Here is a 20,064-nt window from a genome sequence, read left to right as displayed (position 1 = left end):
TTTTTTTCCGCGATTGTAAGCGCGCCGCGGCTAATGGTCTTGACGGGCATCAAGCCTTGTCGACGACGCTCGGAACGGGGTGGAAACTGTGCTTTCACTATGGATTGTCTGTAACCATTGTTTTGCCCGGGAGGCAGGGCTGGCGGTCCTCGCCGCAAGGCGACTTAATGCCTTGATTCCTATCGTGAATGATCAGTTCCTTGGCAGGTGGCACAAGGCTTGCACCTGTCGTTCCACTGCACGCGACAAAAACGGGGGAACAACAAGTGACCGAGACATTCTACGAAGTGCTGCGCCGTCAGGGTATCACCCGGCGCAGCTTCCTGAAATTCTGCAGCCTGACGGCGACTTCGCTCGGCCTGGGCAGCGCCGCCGCACCGCGCATCGCCCACGCGCTGGAAAACAAGCCGCGCACCCCGGTGCTCTGGCTGCACGGCCTGGAATGCACCTGCTGCTCCGAATCCTTCATCCGCTCGGCGCACCCGCTGACCAAGGACGTCGTGCTCTCGATGCTTTCCCTCGACTACGACGACACGCTGATGGCCGCCGCCGGTCACCAGGCCGAAGCGATCCTCGACGAGGTCAAGAAGAAGTACAAGGGCAACTACATCGTCGCCGTCGAAGGCAATCCGCCGCTCAACGAAGACGGCATGTTCTGTATCCAGGGCGGCCGCCCCTTCGTCGAGAAGCTGCGCGAAACCTGCGCCGACGCCAAGGCCATTATCAGCTGGGGGGCCTGTGCCTCCTACGGCTGCGTCCAGGCCGCCAAGCCGAACCCGACCCGCGCCACGCCGGTGCACAAGGTGATCACCGACAAGCCGATCATCAACGTGCCGGGCTGCCCGCCGATTGCCGAAGTGATGACCGGCGTCGTCACCTACATGCTGACCTTTGACCGCATTCCCGAGCTCGACCGTCAGGGGCGGCCGAAGATGTTCTACGGCCAGCGCATCCACGACAAGTGCTATCGCCGCGGCCACTTCGACGCCGGCCAGTTCGCCGAAGCCTGGGACGACGAAGGGTCGCGCAAGGGCTACTGCCTGTACAAGATGGGTTGCAAGGGGCCGACCACCTACAACGCCTGTTCGTCGATGCGCTGGAACGGCGGCGTCAGCTGGCCGGTACAGTCCGGCCACGGTTGTATCGGCTGCTCCGAGGAAGGCTTCTGGGACAAGGGTTCGTTCTACGACCGCGTCACCGACATCAAGGCCTTCGGCGTCGAAGCCAATGCCGACACCATCGGCAAGGCGGCAGCCGGCACCGTCGGTGCGGCGATTGCCGCCCATGCTGCCGTGACGGCACTGGCCCGCGCCCGCCAGAAGGCGGGCGAGACTGAAGAACAAAAGGGAGAAAAATAAGATGGCTGCCTACGAAACCCAGGGCTTCAAGGTTGATAACTCCGGCAAACGCGTCGTCGTCGACCCGGTTTGCCGCATCGAAGGCCATATGCGGGTCGAGGTCAATCTCGACAGCAACAACGTCATCCGCAACGCCGTCTCCACCGGCACCATGTGGCGCGGTCTGGAAGTGATTTTGAAAGGCCGCGATCCGCGCGACGCCTGGGCCTTCACCGAGCGCATCTGCGGCGTCTGTACCGGCACCCACGCGCTGACCTCGGTCCGCGCCGTCGAGGACGCGCTGAAGATCCAGATCCCGGAAAACGCCAACACCATCCGCAACCTGATGCAGCTGAACCTCTACGTTCACGACCATCTGGTGCACTTCTACCACCTGCACGCGCTCGACTGGGTCGATGTCGTGTCGGCGCTGAAGGCCGATCCGAAGGCGACCTCGACGCTGGCCCAGAGCATTTCCAACTGGCCGCTGTCCTCGCCGGGCTATTTCCGCGACATCCAGAACCGCCTGAAGAAGTTCGTCGAATCCGGCCAGCTCGGCCCCTTCATGAACGGCTACTGGGGCAACCCGGCCTACAAGCTGCCGCCGGAAGCCAACCTGATGGCGGTCGCCCACTATCTCGAAGCGCTCGATTTCCAGAAGGAAATCGTCAAGGTGCACACCATTTTCGGCGGCAAGAACCCGCACCCGAACTGGCTGGTCGGCGGCGTGCCCTGCGCCATCAACCTCGAAGGGGTCGGCGCCGTCGGCGCGGTGAACATGGAGCGCCTGAACCTGGTCAAGAGCATCATCGACCGCTGTGCCGAGTTCGTCGAACAGGTCTACATCCCCGACCTGCTCGCCATCGGCAGTTTCTACAAGGGCTGGGGTTACGGCGGCGGCCTGTCGTCGAAGAACATGCTGTCCTACGGCGACATCCCGCAAAAGGCCAACGACTACACCAGCGGCAACCTGCTGCTGCCGCGCGGCGCGATCATCAACGGCAAACTCGACGAAATCCACCCGGTCGACCTGAAAGACCCGGAACAGGTGCAGGAATTCGTCGCCCACTCCTGGTACAAGTACCCGGACGAAACCAAGGGCCTGCACCCGTTCGACGGCGTCACCGAACCCAATTTCGAACTTGGTCCGAAGACCAAGGGCAGCAAGACCCGCATCGAGGAACTCGACGAAGGCGGCAAGTATTCGTGGATCAAGGCGCCGCGCTGGCGCGGCCACGCCATGGAAGTCGGCTGCCTGCCGCGCATGGTGCTCGGCTACCTGCAGCCGAAGCAGTACCCGGAAATCCATGGTCTGGTCGAAGGCGCCCTGAAAAAGCTCGACGTGCCGGTTACCGCGCTGTTCTCGACCCTTGGCCGCACCGCGGCGCGCGGTCTGGAAACGGCCTACTGCGTCAAGCTGCAGAGCCAGCAGTTCGACAAGCTGATGGCCAACCTGAAGGCCGGCGATCTCAACACCGCCAATATCGAGAAATGGGAACCCAGTACCTGGCCGAAAGAGGCCATGGGTGCCGGGTTCACCGAAGCGCCGCGCGGTGCGCTCGGCCACTGGATCCGCATCAAGGACACCAAGATCGACAACTACCAGTGCGTCGTGCCGACCACCTGGAACGGTGGGCCGCGCGACCACAAGGGCCAGATCGGCGCTTTCGAGGCGGCGCTGATGGACACGCCGGTCGCCAAGGCCGACGAGCCGCTGGAAATCCTGCGCACGCTGCATTCCTTCGATCCCTGCCTGGCCTGCTCGACGCACGTGATGAGCCCGGACGGCCAGGAAATGACGACGGTCAAGGTCCGCTGAGCGGTCCGGAAAGGAGGCAATCATGCTCTCTCAACAGGACATGCTGGAGGCCGAACGGCACGGCAAACAGGTCCGTTCGATCTATGTCTACGAAGCGCCGGTCCGCCTGTGGCACTGGCTGAATGCGCTGGCCATGGTGGTGCTGGCGGTGACCGGCTATTTCATCGGCACACCCTTGCCGACCCAGCCAGGTGAGGCATCGGCCAATTTCCTGATGGGCTACATCCGTTTCGCCCATTTCGCCGCCGCCTACATCTTCGCCATCGGCCTGGCGGCGCGTATCTACTGGGCCTTTGTCGGCAATCACCACGCCCGGCAGATCTTCATGCTGCCGATCAGCAACAAGCACTGGTGGAGCGAAGTCTTCTTCGAACTGCGCTGGTATCTCTTCCTCGAAAAGACGCCGAAAAAATACGTCGGACACAACCCGATGGCGCAGTTGATGATGTTCTTCTTCTTCTCGGTACTGGCGGTCGGCATGGTGTTCACCGGCTTCGCGATCTACAGCGAAGGAGCCGGCCTCGGCCACTGGAGCGACCTCGCCTTCGGCTGGGTGATCCCGGTGCTGGGCGGCTCGATGCAGGTGCATAACCTGCACCGCCTGGGCATGTGGATCATGATGACTTTCGCGCTGGTGCACATTTACGCGGCGATCCGCGAGGACATCATGAGCCGGCAGAGCCTGATTTCCACAATGATCAGCGGCTGGCGGATGTTCAAGGATTAGGTGTCTTACCTTGCATTGGCCCCGGCTCGCACCTGACGCGACCGGGGCATTTTTTTCTGGAGGTAACGATGAATTCCAAACGCATTCTTGTGCTCGGTATCGGCAACCTGTTGTGGGCCGACGAGGGCTTTGGCGTGCGCTGCGTCGAGGCGCTGAACGCCGGCTGGGAGTTTCCGCCGCAGGTCGAGCTGATGGATGGCGGCACGCAAGGCCTCTACCTGCTGCCCTACGTCCAGGAGGCTGATTGCCTGCTAGTTTTCGACGCGGTCGATTACGGCGATGCACCCGGCAACTTGCGCGAAGTGGTTGGTGACCAGGTGCCGCGCTTCATGGGCGCCAAGAAAATGAGCCTGCACCAGACCGGTTTCCAGGAAGTGCTGATGGCGGCCGAACTGACCGGCAAGCTGCCGGCCGAACTGGTGTTGATCGGCGTCCAGCCGGAAGAGCTGGAAGACTACGGCGGCAGCCTGCGCGATATCGTCAAGGCGCAGATGGCACCGGCCCTCGATATTGCCTTCGCCTGGCTGGAACGCTGGGGGGCGCCGGCTCGCGTGCGCCAGGGCAAGGCCGCCAGCCTCACCGATGCGGCACTGGCGATCGAGGTTTACGAAGGCGAGCGGCCGTCGGCCAGCCAGGCCTACCGCTTGGGCGACGCCCGTTTCCTGAATCTGGAAGAAGCCTGAAATGTGTCTCGGCATCCCCGTCCAGGTGCTCGAATGCGGCGCCCACTTCGCGCGCTGCGCTGGCCGCAACGGCGAGGTCCGCATCGACCTCAGCCTGGTCGGCGTACAGCCGGTTGGCAGTTGGCTGCTCTGCTTTCTCGATGCGGCGCGCGAGGTGATCGACGCCGAGCGGGCGGCCAGCATCAATGCCGCACTGAATGCACTGGCTGCCGTGCAGTCGGGTGAAACCGACCTGTCCGCCTTCTTCGCCGATCTCGACCGCGAACCGCAACTCCCTGAATTCCTGAGGACACAAACATCATGAGTTTCGAACTCAAAGCCGGCCCGACTTCGCTTGAGCGGCTGGAAACGGCACTCGGCCGGATGCAGCAAAAACACGGTTTTTACCGGGTCGACCGCAAGGATCCGGAATTTCCGACCGGCCTGACCGCGCTGCTGCTGACCGAAGACCCGCAGCGCAACCTGGAAGTGCTCGACGCCTGCGTCATCCTGCCCGAGGCGCTGAAGCCGGTCGGCGGGCTGATCGCGCGCTGGGTGGCCGGCCCCGATTTCGCGCCCGACCTGATGCGGCACTACGGCGTGCCACGGGCGCCGGCCGTCGTTTTCCTGCGCGACGGCGAATTCGTCGGCGTGCTCAACGGCATTCGCGACTGGGCCGACTACCAGAACGAAGTCGCCCGCCTGCTCAGCGGCCCGGCCCAGCCGAAGCCGATCGGCATTCCCGTCCGCGTCGCCGGCAACCCAGGAGCCTGTGCATGAACCCCTCGATGATGCGTCCCTTCCCGATTTCCGTCGTCGCCATGGGCCCCGGCTCGCAAGGCGACGAGGCGCCGGATTACCTGCCGATGCCGAAAGGCATGGAAACCTTCTCGGCGCCCAGCCTGCCCTACGATGCGCCGGCCGCTGCGGTGGCCCAGGCGGCCCGCCTGCTCGACTTTTTTGTCGACGGTGCGGTCGAGGTCGGCTTCGCCGGCGGCGCCAAGCTCGAATTGCTCGGCCTGGAGGCGCCGCTGCGCGAAGTCATCAATCAGTCGATGGGCTTCGGCGAAGTCAGCGCCTTCACCACCGCGCCGGCCCACTGGCGTGTCCAGGAAACCGCCTTCGCCGGCCTCTGGCGCGTGCTGCAGGTGGCCGACGACGGCACGATGCTGGTCGACCGGCTGGAAACCGGCAGCATCCCGAGCGTGCTGACCGATGCCATGCTGCAGACGGCGGTCGCCGACCTGCCGGCCCCGGCCTACCCGGCCGGTTGCATGAACGCCCAGGCGCTGGTCGAGGAAATCCGCCAGCAGGCGGCGGCCTGGCGGGCTGGCGATGGCGCCCACGTCATCAACCTGACCCTGCTGCCGGTCAGCGATGCCGACCTCGATACGCTGTACGGCTGGCTCGGCCACCGCGAGGTGTCGATCCTGTCGCGCGGCTACGGCAATTGCCGGATTACCAGCACGCGGCTGAAGAATGTCTGGTGGGTGCAGTACTTCAACAGCATGGACACGCTGATCCTCAATTCGATCGAGATCGTCGCCATGCCGGAAGTGGCGCTCGCTTCGGACGAGGATTTCAGCGACTCGATCGAGCGCCTGCGCGAGTATCTCGAGATGATGCGTGAGCCGCTCTGAGTTAATTTCGCTGCCGGCCCGTAGTTGGTGTAGTGTCGGCAACGGGGATTCCGGCGTACCGGATGGCATGCAGACCAATTTGCCGAAGCGGGGGTGATCATGCGTTTCGAAGGTTCATTTCTGGCGGTCAAGCCGGATGACAGGCTTGAGTGCGGCATCTGCTGGTGGGTTTACGACCCGGCGCAGGGCGACGACGTGCGGGGCATTCCGCCCGGCACCTCCTTTGCCGCGCTGCCGGATGATTGGTGCTGCCCGGGCTGCGATGCGCCGCGCCACAAGTTCATGGTGCTCGGCGCATGAAAATCTGGGCCAGCGATCCGTCGCCCGAACTGGTCGCCGTCTTCAGCGATATTGCAGCGACGCGGATGGCCGACGTGCCGATCTGCAACGCCCGTTTGCAGGTCGAGGCCGTCGGCTTTCAGCGGACGCCGGCCGGCCACTGGGCGGGGGTGATGGTTACGCCGTGGGCGATCAACCTGCTCTGCCTGCCCGGCCAGCTTGATGGCTGGCCGGCCCTGGCCGCCTGCAGCAAGCACGACTGGCATTTCCCGTCCGGCGATTACGAATTCACCGTTGCCGACGAGGCCAGCCTGGGCAATTACCATTTGTGTTCGCTGTTCTCGCCGGCCCTCGAATTCGATAGCCACGAGCAGGCCCGGCTGACCGCACTGGCTGCCGCCCACGCGCTGTTTGCCGAACCGCTGAGCGCCCCGGCGACCGCGCCAGCGCCGACCCGGCGCGCCTTTCTCGGTTTGTCCGGATGACGACCAGCGGCGGCCTGCTGACGGTGCGCGCCCGCTACGCCAACGGCGGGCTGAGCGACATCGCGGTCAATCTGCAACGGCCGCCGGTGACGCGCCTGTTCATCGGCCAGCCGCCGGAAGCCGTGATCAAGACCGTGCCCTACATCTATACGCTGTGCGCTCATGCCCAGCGGGCGGCGGCACAGGCGGCGCTGGCCGCGGCCGAAGGTGTCGAGCGGCGGCCGGTCGATGATGCCGAATTGTGGATCGAACTGCTGCACGAGAATTTCTGGCGCCTGCTGCTCGACTGGCCGCCGACGTTGGGTCTGCCGCCGGCCAAGGAGGCCTTCGTCGCCTGGCGGGCCGAGCGCCTCGGCACCAACCGTGTGGCCGCGACGCAAAGCCTGGTTGACGGCACGCTGGCCGAGCTCGCCGAAAAATGCCGTTTACAACTGGTCGACCGCCGGCATGCGCTGAATTTTGCCTTTCCTGCGCTCAATCCGCAGGCCTGGCTGGCTTACTGGCAGGGGGCGGTCGCCGAGCATCCGGCGGTGCGGCATCCGGTCTCGATCGGCGCCGCTTTCGCCCACCGCCTGGCCGAAGTCGAGGCGGCAACCGCGGCGCTGGCCGAAAACCGTCCCTATCCGCTGGCCGCGGCCGGCGACGATGGTTGGGGCGTCGCCCAGACGATCACGGCGCGCGGGGCGCTGACCCATGCCGTGCGGGTGGTCGAGGGCAAGGTGATGAACTACCGGGTATGGGCACCGACCGATTGCCATTTTGCCGAAGCCGGCCCGCTCGCTGCGCTGCTGGCCGGGGCCCGGGTCGCCGATTTCTGCGCCGCCCGAAGGCTGGTCGAGCAGGCGGTGCTGGCGCTCGATCCCTGCCTGCCTTACGTGCTGGAGCTGGAAGATGCATGAAATGTCGCTCGCCGAAGGCGTGCTGCAACTGGTCGAAGATACGGCCCGGCGCGAAAATGCGCAGCGGGTCAAACTGGTCGTGCTGGAAATCGGCCAGATGTCCTCGGTCGAGCCGGAAGCGCTGAAATTCTGCTTCGAGGTGGTGACCCGGGGTAGCCTGGCCGACGGCGCGGCGCTGGAAATCGCCGAGGTGCCGGGGGCGGGCTGGTGCATGCAGTGCGCCGCGACGGTGCCGATGCGCGAGCTGTTCGGCGCCTGCCCGACCTGCGGCAGCTACCAGGTGCAGGCCACCGGCGGCACCGAGATGCGGGTCAAGGAAATCGAAATCGAGTAAGAGGAGAGAGTTTATGTGTACGGTTTGTGGCTGCGGGGCAGGGGAAACGAAAATCGAAGGCGGGGTACATGCGCACAGTCATGTCCATGCCGATGGCACGGTGCATAGCCATGACCATGCGCACGAACATCCGCACAGCCACCCGCACGCCGACGGCAGCGTCCATGCGCATCCGCACGACCATCACGGCGAGCATCAGCACGATCACGACCATCATCATCACGAACCTGCCGTCAGCGGCGATCTCGACTACGGCACGGGGCCGGCCCGCGCCCATGTGCCGGGCCTCAGTCAGGCGCGGATGGTGCAGATCGAACAGGACATCCTGAGCAAGAACAACAGCTATGCCGCCGCCAACCGCGCCTGGTTCGACGAGCGCGGCATCTTCGCGCTCAACCTGGTGTCCAGCCCCGGCTCGGGCAAGACGACGCTGCTCGTCAAGACCATCGAACTGCTCAAGCAAAAGCTGGCGATCAGCGTTGTCGAGGGCGACCAGCAGACCTCGAACGATGCCGAGCGCATCCGCGCCACTGGCGTGCCGGCCCTGCAGATCAATACCGGCAAGGGCTGCCATCTCGATGGCCACATGGTCGGCCACGCCATGCAGCGCCTGCAGCCGGCCGACGAATCGCTGTTCCTGATCGAGAATGTCGGCAATCTGGTCTGCCCGGCCGCCTTCGATCTCGGCGAACACCACAAAGTTGCCATCCTGTCGGTGACCGAGGGCGAGGACAAGCCGCTCAAGTACCCCGACATGTTCGCCGCGGCCGACGTCATGCTGCTCAACAAGTGCGACTTGCTGCCCTACCTCGAATTCGACGCCGACCTGGCCGAAGCCAACGCCCGGCGGGTCAATCCAAACCTGACCATTTTCCGCGTCTCGGCGAGCAGCGGCGACGGCCTGTCCGCCTGGCTGAACTGGATCGAGGCCGGGCTGGAGGCGCAGCGCGCCAAGCGCTCGGAAACCGTGGATGCCCTGAAGCGTCGGGTCGCCGACCTGGAGCGTCAGTTGGCCGCCAAGTGAGCGGTCGGCTGCTGCGCATTCGCGGCCTCGTCCAGGGCGTGGGCTTTCGCCCCTACGTCTGGCGGCTGGCCAACGAGCTCGGTCTGAACGGCTGGGTGCGCAACGACGGCGCCGGCGTCACCCTGGCGGTCGACGGGGCAAAAATGGCCGAATTCATCGCCCGCCTGCCCAACGAGATCCCGCGCCTGGCCCGCATCGACGACATCGTCAGCGAAGCGGTCGAGGTCAGCGACAGCGGCTTCGAGATCCGCGACAGCGTGGCCGATAGCGTCGGTACCGCCATCGGCCCCGACGCCGCGCTCTGCCCGGCCTGCGTCGCCGAGCTGTGCAACCCGGCCAACCGGCGCTGGCGCTATGCCTTCACCACCTGCACCCATTGCGGCCCGCGCTATACGGTCAGCCGCCGGATTCCCTACGACCGGGCGCAGACCAGCCTCGCCGCTTTCCCGCTCTGCCCGCCCTGCGCCAGCGAATACACCGACCCGGTCGACCGCCGTTTCCATGCCGAAACCACCTGCTGCCCGGCTTGCGGGCCGCAATTGAGCCTGCTCGATGCGGCCGGCCAACCGCTGGCCGGCGATCCGTTAACTGAAACCCTGCGTCTGCTGCAGGCCGGCCGCATCGTCGCCATCAAGGGCCTGGGCGGTTTTCATCTCGCCTGTGACGCCCGCAATGCCGCTGCCGTCGCCGAGCTGCGCCGCCGCAAACAGCGCGAGGCCAAGCCGTTTGCCGTGATGGCGCTGAACGCCGCTGCGCTGGCCGGCTACGCCGAGATCGGCGCCGCCGAACTGGGCTTGCTGCGCAGCGCCGCCGCCCCGGTCGTGCTGTGCGCCAAGGGGCTCGGCGAATTGCCCGGGATCGCGCCCGCCCTCGCTTCGCTCGGTGTCATGCTGCCGGCGACGCCGCTGCACCTGCTGCTCTGGCACGAAGCGGCAGGGCGACCGAGCGGCAGCGACTGGCTGGCCCAGGAAAACGAACTGCTGTTGGTGATGACCAGTGCCAACCCTCACGGCGAGCCGCTGGTCACCGGCAACGACGAGGCGCTGGCGCGCCTGGCCGGCCTGGCCGATGCCTACCTGGTGCACGACCGCGACATCGTCGTCCGCTGCGACGATTCGGTGCTGCGCGCGACAGCGGATGGCCCGAGTTTCATCCGCCGGGCCCGCGGTTACGTGCCGCTGCCGATTGCCTTGAGCAACGGCGGGCCAAGCGTACTGGCGCTCGGCGGCTACCTGAAAAACACGGTCTGCGTGCTGAAAGGCAAGGAAGCCTTCCTGTCGCAGCACATCGGTGGCCTCGACAACGCGGCGGCAATCGCCTTTCTCGAAGAAGCGGTCGCCCACCTGCTGGCCATCCTCGACGTGCGGCCCGAGCTGATCGTCCATGACCTGCACCCGGACTACCCATCGACCCAGCTGGCGCTGCGCCTGGCCGCGGAACTGGGCGTGCCGGCGCTGGCTGTTGGTCATCATCAGGCGCATCTGGCGGCGATCTGCGCCGAACATGGCGTCAACGAGCCGATCATCGGCCTGGCGCTGGATGGCGTCGGCCTCGGCCCGGACGGCGGTGCCTGGGGCGGCGAACTGTTGCGTCTGGACGGCGCCCGTTGCGAGCGCCTCGGCCATCTGGCACCGCTCAAACTGCCCGGCGGCGACCGCGCCGCCCGCGAGCCGTGGCGCATGGCGCTCTCCGCGCTGCATGGCGCCGGCCTCGGTTACCGCGTCGGCGGCTGGCTGAAGCAGCGCTACCCCGAGCGCGACGGCGGCCCGCTGCTCACCATGCTGGCCCGCGACCTGCGCTGTCCGCCGACCTCCAGCCTCGGCCGCTGGTTCGATGCGGCGGCCGGCTTGCTCGGCGTCTGCGAAATATCACAGTACGAAGGACAGGCGGCGATGTTGCTGGAAAGCCTGGCCGTCGCCCACGGCCCGGTGCCGCCGCTGGCGGACGGCTTCGTGCTGCGCGACGGTGGGCTCGACCTGTCGCCCTTGATCGGCGCCTTGCTGGTCTGTCACGATGCGGCGGAAGGGGCGGCGCTGTTCCACGCCACCGTGGCGGCCGGGCTGGCGGCATGGGTCGTCCAGGCTCTTGCCCCCCAAGGGGGCTTCCTGCGGGGCGCGGTGCACGGCTCAAAAGAGGCAAAAATCGCCGTCGGCGGCGGTTGTGCGATGAATGCGCTGCTGATGACGGCCTTGCGCCAGCATCTGGAAACGGCGGGCCTGACGTTGCTCGAAGCGCGCCAGGCGCCGCCCAACGACGGCGGCCTGGCGCTTGGCCAGGCCTGGCTGGCGCGCAAGATGTTCAAGGAGAGATGAAGCATGTGTCTGGCAATTCCCGCGCAAGTAGTTGAACTGCGCGAAGGCGACAACGCCGTGGTCGATCTGGCCGGCGTCCGGAAGGAAATTTCGCTGGCCCTGGTCGACAACGTGGCGGTCGGCGATTACGTCATCGTTCACGTCGGCTACGCGCTGAACAAGCTCGATCCGGAAGAAGCGGCGAAAACGCTGGCTTTGTTCGGCGAAATCAGCCAGTTGGGCGACGATCCGACCCTGCACTGATGAAATACATCGACGAATTCCGCGACGGCGACGTCGCCCTGGGCCTGGCCGAGGCCATCCGCCGCGAAGCGCGAGCCGACCGGCGCTACCATTTCATGGAGTTCTGCGGCGGCCACACCCATGCCATCTCGCGCTACGGCGTCTCCGACCTGCTACCCGACAATGTCCGGATGATCCACGGCCCTGGTTGCCCGGTCTGCGTACTGCCGATCGGTCGCGTCGATCAAGCGATCCGCCTGGCGCTGGAACAAGGCGTCACCCTGTGCACCTACGGCGACTGCCTGCGCGTGCCGGCTTCCGGCGGCCTGTCGCTACTGAAGGCCAAGGCGCGCGGCGGCGACATTCGGATGGTTTATTCGAGTGCCGATGCGGTGACGCTGGCCCAGAAGAACCCGGACAAGCAGGTCGTCTTCTTCGCCATCGGCTTTGAGACGACGACGCCGCCGACCGCCGTGGCGATCAAACAGGCGGCAGCCCTCGGCCTGAAGAATTTCTCGGTACTCTGCTGCCACGTGCTGACCCCGTCGGCCATTTCCAGCATCCTCGAATCACCGGAAGTGCGCCAGTGGGGCACCGTGCCGCTCGACGGCTTCATCGGCCCGGCCCACGTCTCGACCATCATCGGCAGCCGGCCCTACGAGTTCTTCGCCGAGGAATACCGCAAGCCGGTGGTCATCGCCGGTTTCGAGCCGCTCGACGTGATGCAGGCGATCAGGATGCTGATCCGTCAGGTCAATGAAGGGCGGGCCGAAGTCGAAAACGAGTTCTCGCGCGCCGTCGACCGCAACGGCAACCTGAAAGCGCAGCAACTGGTCGGCGAAGTGTTCGAGATGCGCAAGCAGTTCGAATGGCGCGGCCTGAACGTGCTGCCCTACTCGGCACTGCGCATTCGCCGCCAGTTCGCCGAATTTGACGCCGAAAAGCGCTTCCCTCTGGGCTATCAGTCGGTACCCGACCACAAGGCCTGCGAATGCGGCGCCATCCTGCGCGGCGTCAAGCGGCCGCAGGATTGCAAGATATTCGGCACGGTGTGCACGCCGGAGAATCCGGTCGGCTCGTGCATGGTGTCGTCGGAGGGGGCGTGTGCGGCGCATTACACTTATGGGCGGTATAAGGATGTGGCCTGATTGCGCTTATCCGTCATTCCCGCGCAGGCGGGAATCCAGGGCGTGGGCTTGGCGACCGTGGTTTTCCGCGCCGCCAGCGCGGAAAACAACGCCAGCCCGAAGAGCTGCATTTGAAGCAGAAACCACCTCTCACCAGACACATTGAAGCATCCCAATGACTGAAACCCGCAAAAACTACACCCGCCCGCTCGACATCAAGCACGGCCAGGTCGACATGGCGCATGGCGCCGGTGGCCGGGCGATGGCGCAGCTGATCGAGGAGCTGTTCGCCAAACACCTAGGCAACGAATACCTCGCCCAGGGCGACGACGGTGCGCTGCTGCCGGCGCCGGGCGAAGGCCGACTGGTGATGGCGACCGACTCGCATGTCGTCTCGCCGCTGTTCTTTCCCGGCGGCGACATTGGCTGCCTGTCGGTGCATGGCACGATCAACGACGTAGCGGTGATGGGGGCGAAGCCGCTCTATCTGTCGGCCGGCTTCATCCTCGAAGAAGGCTTCAAGCTCGCCGATCTGGCGCGCATCGTGCAAAGTATGGCGGCGGCAGCCAAAGAGGCTGGGGTGCCGGTGGTGACTGGCGATACCAAGGTCGTCGAACGCGGCAAGGGTGACGGCGTCTTCATCACGACGACCGGCGTCGGCGTCGTGGCGAGCGGTGATGAATTGTCTGGGCGCGCTGCCCAGCCCGGCGACGTGATCCTGGTGTCCGGCACGCTCGGCGATCACGGCATGGCGATCATGGCCGAGCGCGAAAGTCTGGGGTTCGAGTCGCCGATCGTGTCCGACACGGCGGCGCTGCATGGTCTGATCGCAGCGATGCGGGCGAGCGGCGCCGAGATTCACGTCTTGCGCGACCCGACCCGCGGCGGGCTGGCGACGACGCTGAACGAAATCGCCCAGCAATCGGGGGTCGGCATGATGCTGCAGGAAAAGGCTTTGCCGGTGAAGCCGGCGGTCAGCGCGGCTTGCGAGTTTCTTGGGCTGGACCCGCTTTATGTTGCCAACGAGGGCAAGCTGGTGGCGATTTGCGCGGCGCGCGATGCCGACACATTGTTGTCAGCGATGCGGGCTCACCCGCAGGGGGCGGCGGCGGCGATTATCGGCTCGGTACAGGCCGATCCGCACCATTTCGTGCAGATGACCACCGGTTTTGGCGGCAAGCGCATCGTGGACTGGTTGTCCGGCGAGCAGTTGCCGCGGATTTGCTGAAGGACGCTCAGTGCGCCCGACGCTGAGCAATGACGATGCTTTGCAACTGACCGAGTTCGGCGATGACCAGGGCGCGGGCATCTTCCATGTCGTCGGCATTGCGGACGTGGAAGATGTCGCGGCTGCCGTCGAGATAGCGGACGGCGGCGGTGAATTCCGGGCGTGGCGCACGTTGGCTGCGTGGGCTGCGGGTCTTGGCTGGTTTGCGTTGCGTTTGCATTGTTTCAAGCCTGTGTCATGAGTGTGCGCATCCTAACCAAAGCCAAGCGATTGAAAAATATCGCGAAAGTTATAGAGACATGCATTTCGGGAAACTTCCGCCTGCCAAGCCGCGAGAAATCGAGATTCATGACATTGAAATTATTTGTAAAAAGTCGGACGGAATGCGAATTCTCTTTCTTACGCACAGTTTTAACAGCCTGACCCAGCGTCTTTATTGCGAATTGATGGCGCGCGGCCACCAAATCAGCATCGAGTTCGACATCGCCGATGCGGTGGCCGAAGAGGCGGTGGACCTGTTCAAACCGGATTTGATCGTCGCCCCTTTCCTGAAGCGGGCGATTCCCGAATCGATCTGGGCGCGGCGGCGCTGCCTGATCGTGCATCCCGGCATCGTCGGCGATCGCGGGCCGTCGGCGCTCGACTGGGCGATCCAGAACGGCGTCGCGCAGTGGGGTGTCACCGTGCTGCAGGCGGAGGCCGAGATGGATGCCGGGCCGGTCTGGGCGACGGCCAACTTTCCGATGCGCGTCGCGCGCAAGGCGTCGCTGTACCGCAATGAAGTGACCGAAGCGGCGGTGCAGGCGGTGATTGCTGCGGTCGACCGCGTCGAGCAGGGCAATTTCGCACCGGAGCGGGTACCCGGCCAGGCCCATGCACTGATGCAGCAGAGCGAACGCCGCCTCGACTGGGCGGCGGCGTGCAGCGCCAGCCTCCTCGCCCGGCTGAACGCGGCCGACGGTTTTCCCGGCGTCGCCGACGAACTGTTCGGCCAGCCCTGCCAGCTGTTCGATGCCTGGCCGGAAGCGGAGCTGAAAGGTCCGGCCGGCACCTTGCTCGGTCGTCGTGCGACGGCCATCTGTCGGGCGACCGTGGATGGCGCGCTGTGGATCGGCCATGTCAAACGGCCCGGCGGCATCAAGCTGCCGGCGACGCTGGCTTTCCCCGAGGCGGCCGCACTGCCCGAATTGCCGCTGGCCGGCTGGTGGAAAGCGCCAACGCCCACTTGGCAGGACATTGCCTATGAAGAGGTGGCCGGCGTCGGCTTCCTCAGTTTCGAGTTTTACAACGGCGCGATGAGCACCGGGCAATGTCAGCGGCTGACCGAGGCCTTCCAGTGGGCGACGACGCGCCCGACCCGGGTCATCGTGCTGCGCGGCGGCAGCGATTTCTGGTCGAACGGCATTCACCTGAACACCATCGAGGCGGCGGAAAGCCCGGCCGACGAGTCGTGGGCCAACATCAACGCGATCGACGATCTGGCTGAGGCCATTTTGCGCTGCGCAACGCAGTTGACCGTCGCCGCAGTCGGCGGCAACGCCGGGGCCGGCGGCTGCTTCCTGGCCCGCGCCGCCGATTTCGTCTGGGCCCGGGCCGGCGTCATGCTCAACCCGCATTACAAGAATATGGGCAACCTGTTCGGCTCGGAATTCTGGACTTACCTGCTGCCGCCGCGCGTCGGCGACGACGGGGCGGCGGCGATCATGCGCCACCGCTTGCCGATGACGGCGGCGGAAGCGGTCCGCCTCGGCTTCTACGACGCCTGCCTGCCCGGCCCGGGCTTTGCCGTCGATGTCGCCCGGCGGGCCGCCGAACTGGCCGCGGCGCCGGATATCGCGGCCCAGCTCGCCGCCAAGCAGGCCAGGCGGGCCGCCGACGAAACGGCCAGGCCTCTGGCCGAGTACCGGGCGGCGGAATTGAACGAGATGCGCCGTAACTTCTACGGTTTCGACCCGTCCTACCACGTCGCACGCTATCATTTCGTCGCGCGTTCGCCGAACTCCTGGACGCCGCGTCACCTTGCCCGCCACCGCGATCTCGACTGGAAGATTCCCGAATGAGCCAAGCCAGCCTGCGCCGACTGCCCGCCGTCCTCGTCATCGACGACGAGGTGCGCTCGCAGGAAGCGCTGCGCCGGACGCTGGAGGAGGATTTCGAAGTCTGGTGCGCGAGCAGTGCGGCCGAGGGCATGGAAATCCTCGAAAAAGAGCAGTCCACCGCAGCCATCCGCATCGTCCTCTGCGACCAGCGCATGCCGGGCACCACAGGCGTCCACTTCCTGCGCGAAGTGCGCACGCGCTGGCCGGACATCGTCCGCATCATCCTCTCCGGCTATACCGACGCCGAGGACATCATCACCGGCGTCAACGAGGCCGGCATCTGGCAATACCTGTTGAAGCCCTGGCAGCCGGAACAGTTGCTGCTGACGCTGCAGCGTGCCGCCGAAGTCTGGCGCCTGCAGCAGGAAAACCAGCGCCTGTCGCTCGACCTGCGCACGGCCGAGCCAGTGCTCAAAAAACGGGTCGAGGCCAAGCAGGAAAAGGCAAAAAACAGCTTCGGCCTGGGCAGCTTCCTGCGCGCCCGGGGCAGCCCGCTCAATGCCATCTGCGATCTGGTCGAGCGCGTCGCGCCCTACGACCTGTCGGTGATGGTGACCGGCGAATCCGGCACCGGCAAGGAAATGATCGCCCGCGCCATCCATTACGAAAGCCGGCGGGCGAGCAAGCCGTTCATCACCGAAAACTGCGGCGCGCTGCCCGATACGCTGCTCGAATCGGAACTCTTCGGCTACAAACGCGGCGCCTTTACCGGCGCCGTCGAGGATCGGGTCGGCCTCTTCCAGCAGGCCGATGGCGGCACGCTGTTTCTCGACGAAATCGGCGAAACCAGCCCGGCTTTCCAGGTCAAGCTGCTGCGCGTGCTGCAGGAAGGCGAATTCCGGCCGCTCGGCAGCAACCGGGCGGTGACGGTCGATGTCCGGGTCATTGCAGCGACCAATCGCGATCTGGAAGAAGACGTCCGCACCGGGCGTTTCCGTGAGGATCTCTATTACCGGCTGGCGACCATCGCGCTGCATGTGCCGGCGCTGCGCGAGCGGACGATGGACCTGCCGCTGCTTCTCCAGCGCCTGCTCGACAGCAGTTGCCAGGCGCTCGGCAAGCGGGTCGACGGTTTCAGCGACGAAGCGCTGGCGGCGCTGACTGCCTACGCCTGGCCGGGCAATGTGCGCGAACTGCAGAACGAAATCCTGCGCATGGTGGCGCTGGCCGATACGCCGCAACTCGGCGCCGACCTGCTGTCGCCGCGCGTGCTGCGCCAGCCCCGGGCGGCGGCGGGCGGCGGTGCCGTGTGGACGGCCGAACTGAGCGGCAACCTGAAGGAACGCATGGATCAGCTCGAAATGCATGTCCTGAAAGAGGCGATGGGGCGCCATCGCGGCAACAAGTCGCGGGCGGCCCGCGAGCTCGGCTTGTCGCGCGTCGGCCTGCGAGCCAAGCTCGGCCGGCACGGCCTGGAAGTCGGCGAATGAAGGTGCTCTGGCTGCAAAGCGGCGGCTGCGGCGGCTGTACGCAGTCGCTGCTCTGTTCCGAGCCGCGTTCGCTGTTCGACGAATTGGCCGACGCCGGTATCGAGTTTCTCTGGCATCCGGCCCTGTCGCTGGAAAGCGGTGGTGAAGCGCTGCACATCCTCGAAGAATGCGCCGCCGGGCGGCTGGCCTTCGATGTGCTGTGCGTCGAAGGCGCCATGCTGCGCGGTCCGAACGGCACCGGCAAATTCCACCTGATGGCCGGCAGCGGCCGGCCGCTGACCGAATGGGTCGAGCGCCTGGCTGGTCACGCCCGCTGGGTCTTCGCCATCGGTTCCTGCACCGCCTATGGCGGCTTCTCGGCCAATACGCCGGGCAATCCGCTCGAAGCCTGCGGCCTGCAATACGACGAACAGACGCCGGGCGGCCTGCTCGGGCGCGACTTCGTGGCGGCCGGCGGCCTGCCTGTGGTCAATATCGCCGGTTGCCCGACGCACCCGGGCTGGGTCGTCGAAACGCTGGAAAAACTGGCGTTGGAAGGCCTGTCGGCGACCGATCTCGACGAGTTCGGGCGGCCGCTGTTCTACGCCGGCGAACTGGTGCACCACGGCTGCGCCCGCAACGAGTATTACGAATTCAAGGCGAGCGCCGAAAAGCCGTCCGATCTCGGCTGCCTGATGGAAAACCTTGGCTGCAAGGGGACACAGGCGCACGCCGACTGTAACCTGCGGCCGTGGAACGGCAGCGGCTCCTGTCTGCGCGGCGGCTTCGCCTGCATCGCCTGCACCGAGCCGGGCTTCGAGTCGCCCGGCCATGCCTTCCAGGAAACGCCGAAGGTGGCCGGCATCCCGATCGGCCTGCCGACCGACATGCCGAAAGCCTGGTTCGTCGCTCTCGCCGCGCTCTCCAAGTCGGCAACGCCGAAGCGGGTGCGCGACAACGCGGTGGTCGATCATCCGCTGATCCGGCCGGCGATCCGCAAGAAAGGCGGCGGCAAATGACGCGCCTCGTGCTCGGCCCCTTCAACCGCGTCGAAGGCGATCTCGAAGTCAGCCTCGATCTCGAAGCCGGGCGGGTTCAGGCCGCCTACGTCAATTCGCCGCTCTTTCGCGGCTTCGAGCAGATCATGGTCGGCCGTGCGCCGCTCGATGCGCTGGCCATCGTGCCGCGCATCTGCGGCATCTGCTCGGTCGCCCAGTCGGCCGCCGCGGCCGAGGCGCTGGCTGGCGCGATGGGCATCCGGCCGACACCGAACGGCCAACTCGCCCGCCAGTTGATCCAGGCCACCGAAAACCTGGCCGATCACCTGACCCATTTCTACCTCTTCTTCATGCCCGATTTTGCCCGTCCGGCCTATGTCGACCGCAGCTGGCATGGCGCCGTGGCGCGCCGCTTCACGGCGGTCAAGGGCGAGGCGGCGGCCGAGGTGCTGCCGGCGCGGGCCGGCTTCCTCAAACTGATGGGCTTCCTGGCCGGGCGCTGGCCGCATACGCTGGCCATCCAGCCGGGCGGCAGCACGCGGGCGATCACCGCCGGCGAACGGATCCGGCTGCTCGCCCTGCTCCGCGAATTCCGCAGCTTCCTGGAAAAACGCCTGTTCGGCGATACGCTGGCCGCAGTCAGCCAGCTCGACTCGAAAGCCGCCTTGTTGGCCTGGGCCGCCGGTCGACCGGCCGATTTGCCGCTTTTCATCGAGGCCGCCCGCGACCTCGGTCTCGACAAATTGGGGCGTGCTGGCGACCGTTTCCTGTCCTTCGGCGCCTACGGCCTGTTTCCGGCCGGTATCTGGCAGGCCGGCCAGGTGAAGGGGCTCGACCCGTCGGCCATCGTTGAAGACAGCGCATCGGCCTGGTTGCTGGCCGGCCCGCCGCTGCATCCGGCAATGGGGGAAACCATCGTCGCCGCTGACAAGCCGGATGCCTATACCTGGTGCAAGGCGCCGCGCTATGCCGGTCAGTCGCTTGAAGTCGGCGCCCTGGCCCGGCAGATGCTGGCCGGCCACCCGCTGCTGCGCGATCTGGTGCAGCAGGATGGCGCCAGCGTCATGGCCCGCGTCGTTGCCCGCCTGCTCGAACTGGCCATCGTCGTGCCGGCCATGGAGAGTTGGGTACAGGCGCTGCAGCCGGGCGAGCCTTTCTGCGCCCAAGGCGCGCTGCCCGACGAAGGTAGCGGCGTCGGTCTGGTCGAAGCCGCCCGTGGCAGCCTCGGCCACTGGCTGAGCATCCGGCGCGGCCGCATCGAGCGCTACCAGATCATCGCCCCGACCACCTGGAACTTCTCGCCGCGCGACGCCGGCGGCCAGCCCGGCCCGCTCGAGCAGGCCCTGCTCGGCCTGCCGGCCGGCGAAGGTGCGCCGCCGACCGTGCAGCACGTGGTGCGCTCCTTCGATCCGTGCATGGTGTGCACGGTGCATTAAAAGGTTGCGGCGGACGCGCAGTCCGCT

At 66.0% G+C, this 20,064-nt stretch carries 21 protein-coding genes; 20 read left to right on the top strand and 1 reads right to left on the bottom strand.

All coding sequences use genetic code 11. From position 1 onward, the window contains the following. Nucleotides 1-266: 266 nt before the first annotated feature. The 16 genes from GH663_RS02255 to hypE all read left to right on the top strand — a co-directional run bounded on the left by GH663_RS02255 (nt 267) and on the right by hypE (nt 14,095). Nucleotides 267-1,358 carry a hydrogenase small subunit gene (locus GH663_RS02255; protein WP_066886112.1) on the top strand — a complete coding sequence of 364 codons (1,092 nt, stop codon included), beginning with the start codon at nt 267-269 and terminating at the stop codon, nt 1,356-1,358. A gap of 1 nt (nt 1,359) precedes the next feature. Beyond that, complete coding sequence (locus GH663_RS02250) at nt 1,360-3,156, top strand: nickel-dependent hydrogenase large subunit (RefSeq protein WP_153130098.1); 1,797 nt, start codon at nt 1,360-1,362, stop codon at nt 3,154-3,156. Nucleotides 3,157-3,178: 22 nt separating this feature from the next. After that, complete coding sequence (cybH, locus tag GH663_RS02245) at nt 3,179-3,883, top strand: Ni/Fe-hydrogenase, b-type cytochrome subunit (RefSeq protein ID WP_153130097.1); 705 nt, start codon at nt 3,179-3,181, stop codon at nt 3,881-3,883. A gap of 68 nt (nt 3,884-3,951) precedes the next feature. Continuing rightward, a complete protein-coding gene (locus tag GH663_RS02240) occupies nt 3,952-4,566 on the top strand; it encodes a HyaD/HybD family hydrogenase maturation endopeptidase (RefSeq protein WP_153130096.1) in 615 nt (204 codons plus the stop codon). Nucleotide 4,567: 1 nt separating this feature from the next. Beyond that, nucleotides 4,568-4,870 (top strand): HypC/HybG/HupF family hydrogenase formation chaperone, encoded by a 303-nt coding sequence (locus tag GH663_RS02235; RefSeq protein WP_153130095.1) that lies wholly within the window; start codon nt 4,568-4,570, stop codon nt 4,868-4,870. Next, a complete protein-coding gene (locus GH663_RS02230) occupies nt 4,867-5,325 on the top strand; it encodes a thioredoxin domain-containing protein (RefSeq protein ID WP_153130094.1) in 459 nt (152 codons plus the stop codon). Before GH663_RS02235 ends, GH663_RS02230 begins: the two co-directional genes overlap by 4 nt. Further along, nucleotides 5,322-6,185: a hydrogenase expression/formation protein gene (locus GH663_RS02225; protein ID WP_153130093.1), complete on the top strand. Its 864-nt coding sequence runs from the start codon at nt 5,322-5,324 to the stop codon at nt 6,183-6,185. The genes GH663_RS02230 and GH663_RS02225 overlap by 4 nt, the downstream gene beginning before the upstream one ends. 99 nt (nt 6,186-6,284) lie before the next feature. Further along, the gene (locus tag GH663_RS02220; RefSeq protein ID WP_066886488.1) at nt 6,285-6,485 is read left to right on the top strand and encodes a rubredoxin; all 201 of its coding nucleotides are present in this window, start codon (nt 6,285-6,287) and stop codon (nt 6,483-6,485) included. After that, the gene (gene hybE / locus GH663_RS02215; protein ID WP_153130092.1) at nt 6,482-6,949 is read left to right on the top strand and encodes a [NiFe]-hydrogenase assembly chaperone HybE; all 468 of its coding nucleotides are present in this window, start codon (nt 6,482-6,484) and stop codon (nt 6,947-6,949) included. Before GH663_RS02220 ends, hybE begins: the two co-directional genes overlap by 4 nt. After that, nucleotides 6,946-7,848, top strand: a complete 903-nt coding sequence (locus GH663_RS02210; RefSeq protein ID WP_153130091.1) for a hypothetical protein — start codon at nt 6,946-6,948, stop codon at nt 7,846-7,848. Before hybE ends, GH663_RS02210 begins: the two co-directional genes overlap by 4 nt. Next, nucleotides 7,841-8,182, top strand: coding sequence for a hydrogenase maturation nickel metallochaperone HypA (gene hypA / locus GH663_RS02205; RefSeq protein ID WP_066886141.1), 342 nt, complete (start codon nt 7,841-7,843; stop codon nt 8,180-8,182). Before GH663_RS02210 ends, hypA begins: the two co-directional genes overlap by 8 nt. Nucleotides 8,183-8,195: 13 nt before the next feature. Further along, the gene (gene hypB, locus GH663_RS02200; RefSeq protein ID WP_153130090.1) at nt 8,196-9,206 is read left to right on the top strand and encodes a hydrogenase nickel incorporation protein HypB; all 1,011 of its coding nucleotides are present in this window, start codon (nt 8,196-8,198) and stop codon (nt 9,204-9,206) included. Next, nucleotides 9,203-11,518, top strand: coding sequence for a carbamoyltransferase HypF (gene hypF / locus GH663_RS02195; protein ID WP_153130089.1), 2,316 nt, complete (start codon nt 9,203-9,205; stop codon nt 11,516-11,518). The genes hypB and hypF overlap by 4 nt, the downstream gene beginning before the upstream one ends. A gap of 3 nt (nt 11,519-11,521) precedes the next feature. Continuing rightward, a complete protein-coding gene (locus GH663_RS02190) occupies nt 11,522-11,761 on the top strand; it encodes a HypC/HybG/HupF family hydrogenase formation chaperone (RefSeq protein ID WP_153130088.1) in 240 nt (79 codons plus the stop codon). Next, nucleotides 11,761-12,888, top strand: a complete 1,128-nt coding sequence (gene hypD / locus GH663_RS02185) for a hydrogenase formation protein HypD (RefSeq protein WP_153130087.1) — start codon at nt 11,761-11,763, stop codon at nt 12,886-12,888. The genes GH663_RS02190 and hypD overlap by 1 nt, the downstream gene beginning before the upstream one ends. A 154-nt stretch (nt 12,889-13,042) precedes the next feature. Continuing rightward, on the top strand, nt 13,043-14,095 hold the full coding sequence (gene hypE, locus GH663_RS02180; RefSeq protein WP_153130086.1) for a hydrogenase expression/formation protein HypE: 1,053 nt from the start codon (nt 13,043-13,045) through the stop codon (nt 14,093-14,095). 7 nt (nt 14,096-14,102) lie between these two features. Here hypE and GH663_RS02175 read toward each other — a convergent pair whose 3' ends face one another. Continuing rightward, nucleotides 14,103-14,315: a hypothetical protein gene (locus GH663_RS02175; protein WP_066886658.1), complete on the bottom strand. Its 213-nt coding sequence runs from the start codon at nt 14,313-14,315 to the stop codon at nt 14,103-14,105. A gap of 163 nt (nt 14,316-14,478) precedes the next feature. Between GH663_RS02175 and GH663_RS02170 the strand changes: the two genes are divergently transcribed. From GH663_RS02170 to GH663_RS02155, 4 genes are read left to right on the top strand one after another with little or no spacing between them, the layout of a single operon-like run. Next, nucleotides 14,479-16,155, top strand: coding sequence for a hydrogenase maturation protein (locus tag GH663_RS02170; RefSeq protein ID WP_153130085.1), 1,677 nt, complete (start codon nt 14,479-14,481; stop codon nt 16,153-16,155). Next, on the top strand, nt 16,152-17,624 hold the full coding sequence (locus tag GH663_RS02165; protein ID WP_153130084.1) for a sigma-54-dependent transcriptional regulator: 1,473 nt from the start codon (nt 16,152-16,154) through the stop codon (nt 17,622-17,624). The genes GH663_RS02170 and GH663_RS02165 overlap by 4 nt, the downstream gene beginning before the upstream one ends. After that, nucleotides 17,621-18,622 carry an NADH-quinone oxidoreductase subunit B family protein gene (locus tag GH663_RS02160; protein ID WP_153130083.1) on the top strand — a complete coding sequence of 334 codons (1,002 nt, stop codon included), beginning with the start codon at nt 17,621-17,623 and terminating at the stop codon, nt 18,620-18,622. Before GH663_RS02165 ends, GH663_RS02160 begins: the two co-directional genes overlap by 4 nt. Further along, the gene (locus tag GH663_RS02155) at nt 18,619-20,037 is read left to right on the top strand and encodes a nickel-dependent hydrogenase large subunit (RefSeq protein ID WP_153130082.1); all 1,419 of its coding nucleotides are present in this window, start codon (nt 18,619-18,621) and stop codon (nt 20,035-20,037) included. The genes GH663_RS02160 and GH663_RS02155 overlap by 4 nt, the downstream gene beginning before the upstream one ends. Nucleotides 20,038-20,064: the final 27 nt, after the last annotated feature.

It is taken from the genome of Dechloromonas hortensis (assembly GCF_009469765.1).
Taxonomy (GTDB): domain Bacteria; phylum Pseudomonadota; class Gammaproteobacteria; order Burkholderiales; family Rhodocyclaceae; genus Azonexus; species Azonexus hortensis.
The sequence above is the reverse complement of the archived record's forward strand: the minus strand, read 5'-3'. Positions and strand labels throughout refer to the sequence as shown.

Excerpts from the sequence above, each read along its gene's own strand:
- GH663_RS02230 (WP_153130094.1), top strand. The coding sequence starts at position 4,867 with ATGAGTTTCGAACTCAAAGCCGGCCCGACTTCGCTTGAGCGGCTGGAA.
- GH663_RS02210 (WP_153130091.1), top strand. The coding sequence starts at position 6,946 with ATGACGACCAGCGGCGGCCTGCTGACGGTGCGCGCCCGCTACGCCAAC.
- hypB (WP_153130090.1), top strand. The coding sequence starts at position 8,196 with ATGTGTACGGTTTGTGGCTGCGGGGCAGGGGAAACGAAAATCGAAGGC.
- GH663_RS02250 (WP_153130098.1), top strand. The coding sequence starts at position 1,360 with ATGGCTGCCTACGAAACCCAGGGCTTCAAGGTTGATAACTCCGGCAAA.
- GH663_RS02165 (WP_153130084.1), top strand. The coding sequence starts at position 16,152 with ATGAGCCAAGCCAGCCTGCGCCGACTGCCCGCCGTCCTCGTCATCGAC.
- cybH (WP_153130097.1), top strand. The coding sequence starts at position 3,179 with ATGCTCTCTCAACAGGACATGCTGGAGGCCGAACGGCACGGCAAACAG.
- GH663_RS02155 (WP_153130082.1), top strand. The coding sequence starts at position 18,619 with ATGACGCGCCTCGTGCTCGGCCCCTTCAACCGCGTCGAAGGCGATCTC.
- hybE (WP_153130092.1), top strand. The coding sequence starts at position 6,482 with ATGAAAATCTGGGCCAGCGATCCGTCGCCCGAACTGGTCGCCGTCTTC.
- GH663_RS02170 (WP_153130085.1), top strand. The coding sequence starts at position 14,479 with ATGCGAATTCTCTTTCTTACGCACAGTTTTAACAGCCTGACCCAGCGT.
- GH663_RS02240 (WP_153130096.1), top strand. The coding sequence starts at position 3,952 with ATGAATTCCAAACGCATTCTTGTGCTCGGTATCGGCAACCTGTTGTGG.
- GH663_RS02190 (WP_153130088.1), top strand. The coding sequence starts at position 11,522 with ATGTGTCTGGCAATTCCCGCGCAAGTAGTTGAACTGCGCGAAGGCGAC.
- hypD (WP_153130087.1), top strand. The coding sequence starts at position 11,761 with ATGAAATACATCGACGAATTCCGCGACGGCGACGTCGCCCTGGGCCTG.
- GH663_RS02235 (WP_153130095.1), top strand. The coding sequence starts at position 4,568 with ATGTGTCTCGGCATCCCCGTCCAGGTGCTCGAATGCGGCGCCCACTTC.
- GH663_RS02220 (WP_066886488.1), top strand. The coding sequence starts at position 6,285 with ATGCGTTTCGAAGGTTCATTTCTGGCGGTCAAGCCGGATGACAGGCTT.
- GH663_RS02225 (WP_153130093.1), top strand. The coding sequence starts at position 5,322 with ATGAACCCCTCGATGATGCGTCCCTTCCCGATTTCCGTCGTCGCCATG.
- GH663_RS02175 (WP_066886658.1), bottom strand. The coding sequence starts at position 14,315 with ATGCAAACGCAACGCAAACCAGCCAAGACCCGCAGCCCACGCAGCCAA.
- hypE (WP_153130086.1), top strand. The coding sequence starts at position 13,043 with ATGACTGAAACCCGCAAAAACTACACCCGCCCGCTCGACATCAAGCAC.
- hypA (WP_066886141.1), top strand. The coding sequence starts at position 7,841 with ATGCATGAAATGTCGCTCGCCGAAGGCGTGCTGCAACTGGTCGAAGAT.
- GH663_RS02160 (WP_153130083.1), top strand. The coding sequence starts at position 17,621 with ATGAAGGTGCTCTGGCTGCAAAGCGGCGGCTGCGGCGGCTGTACGCAG.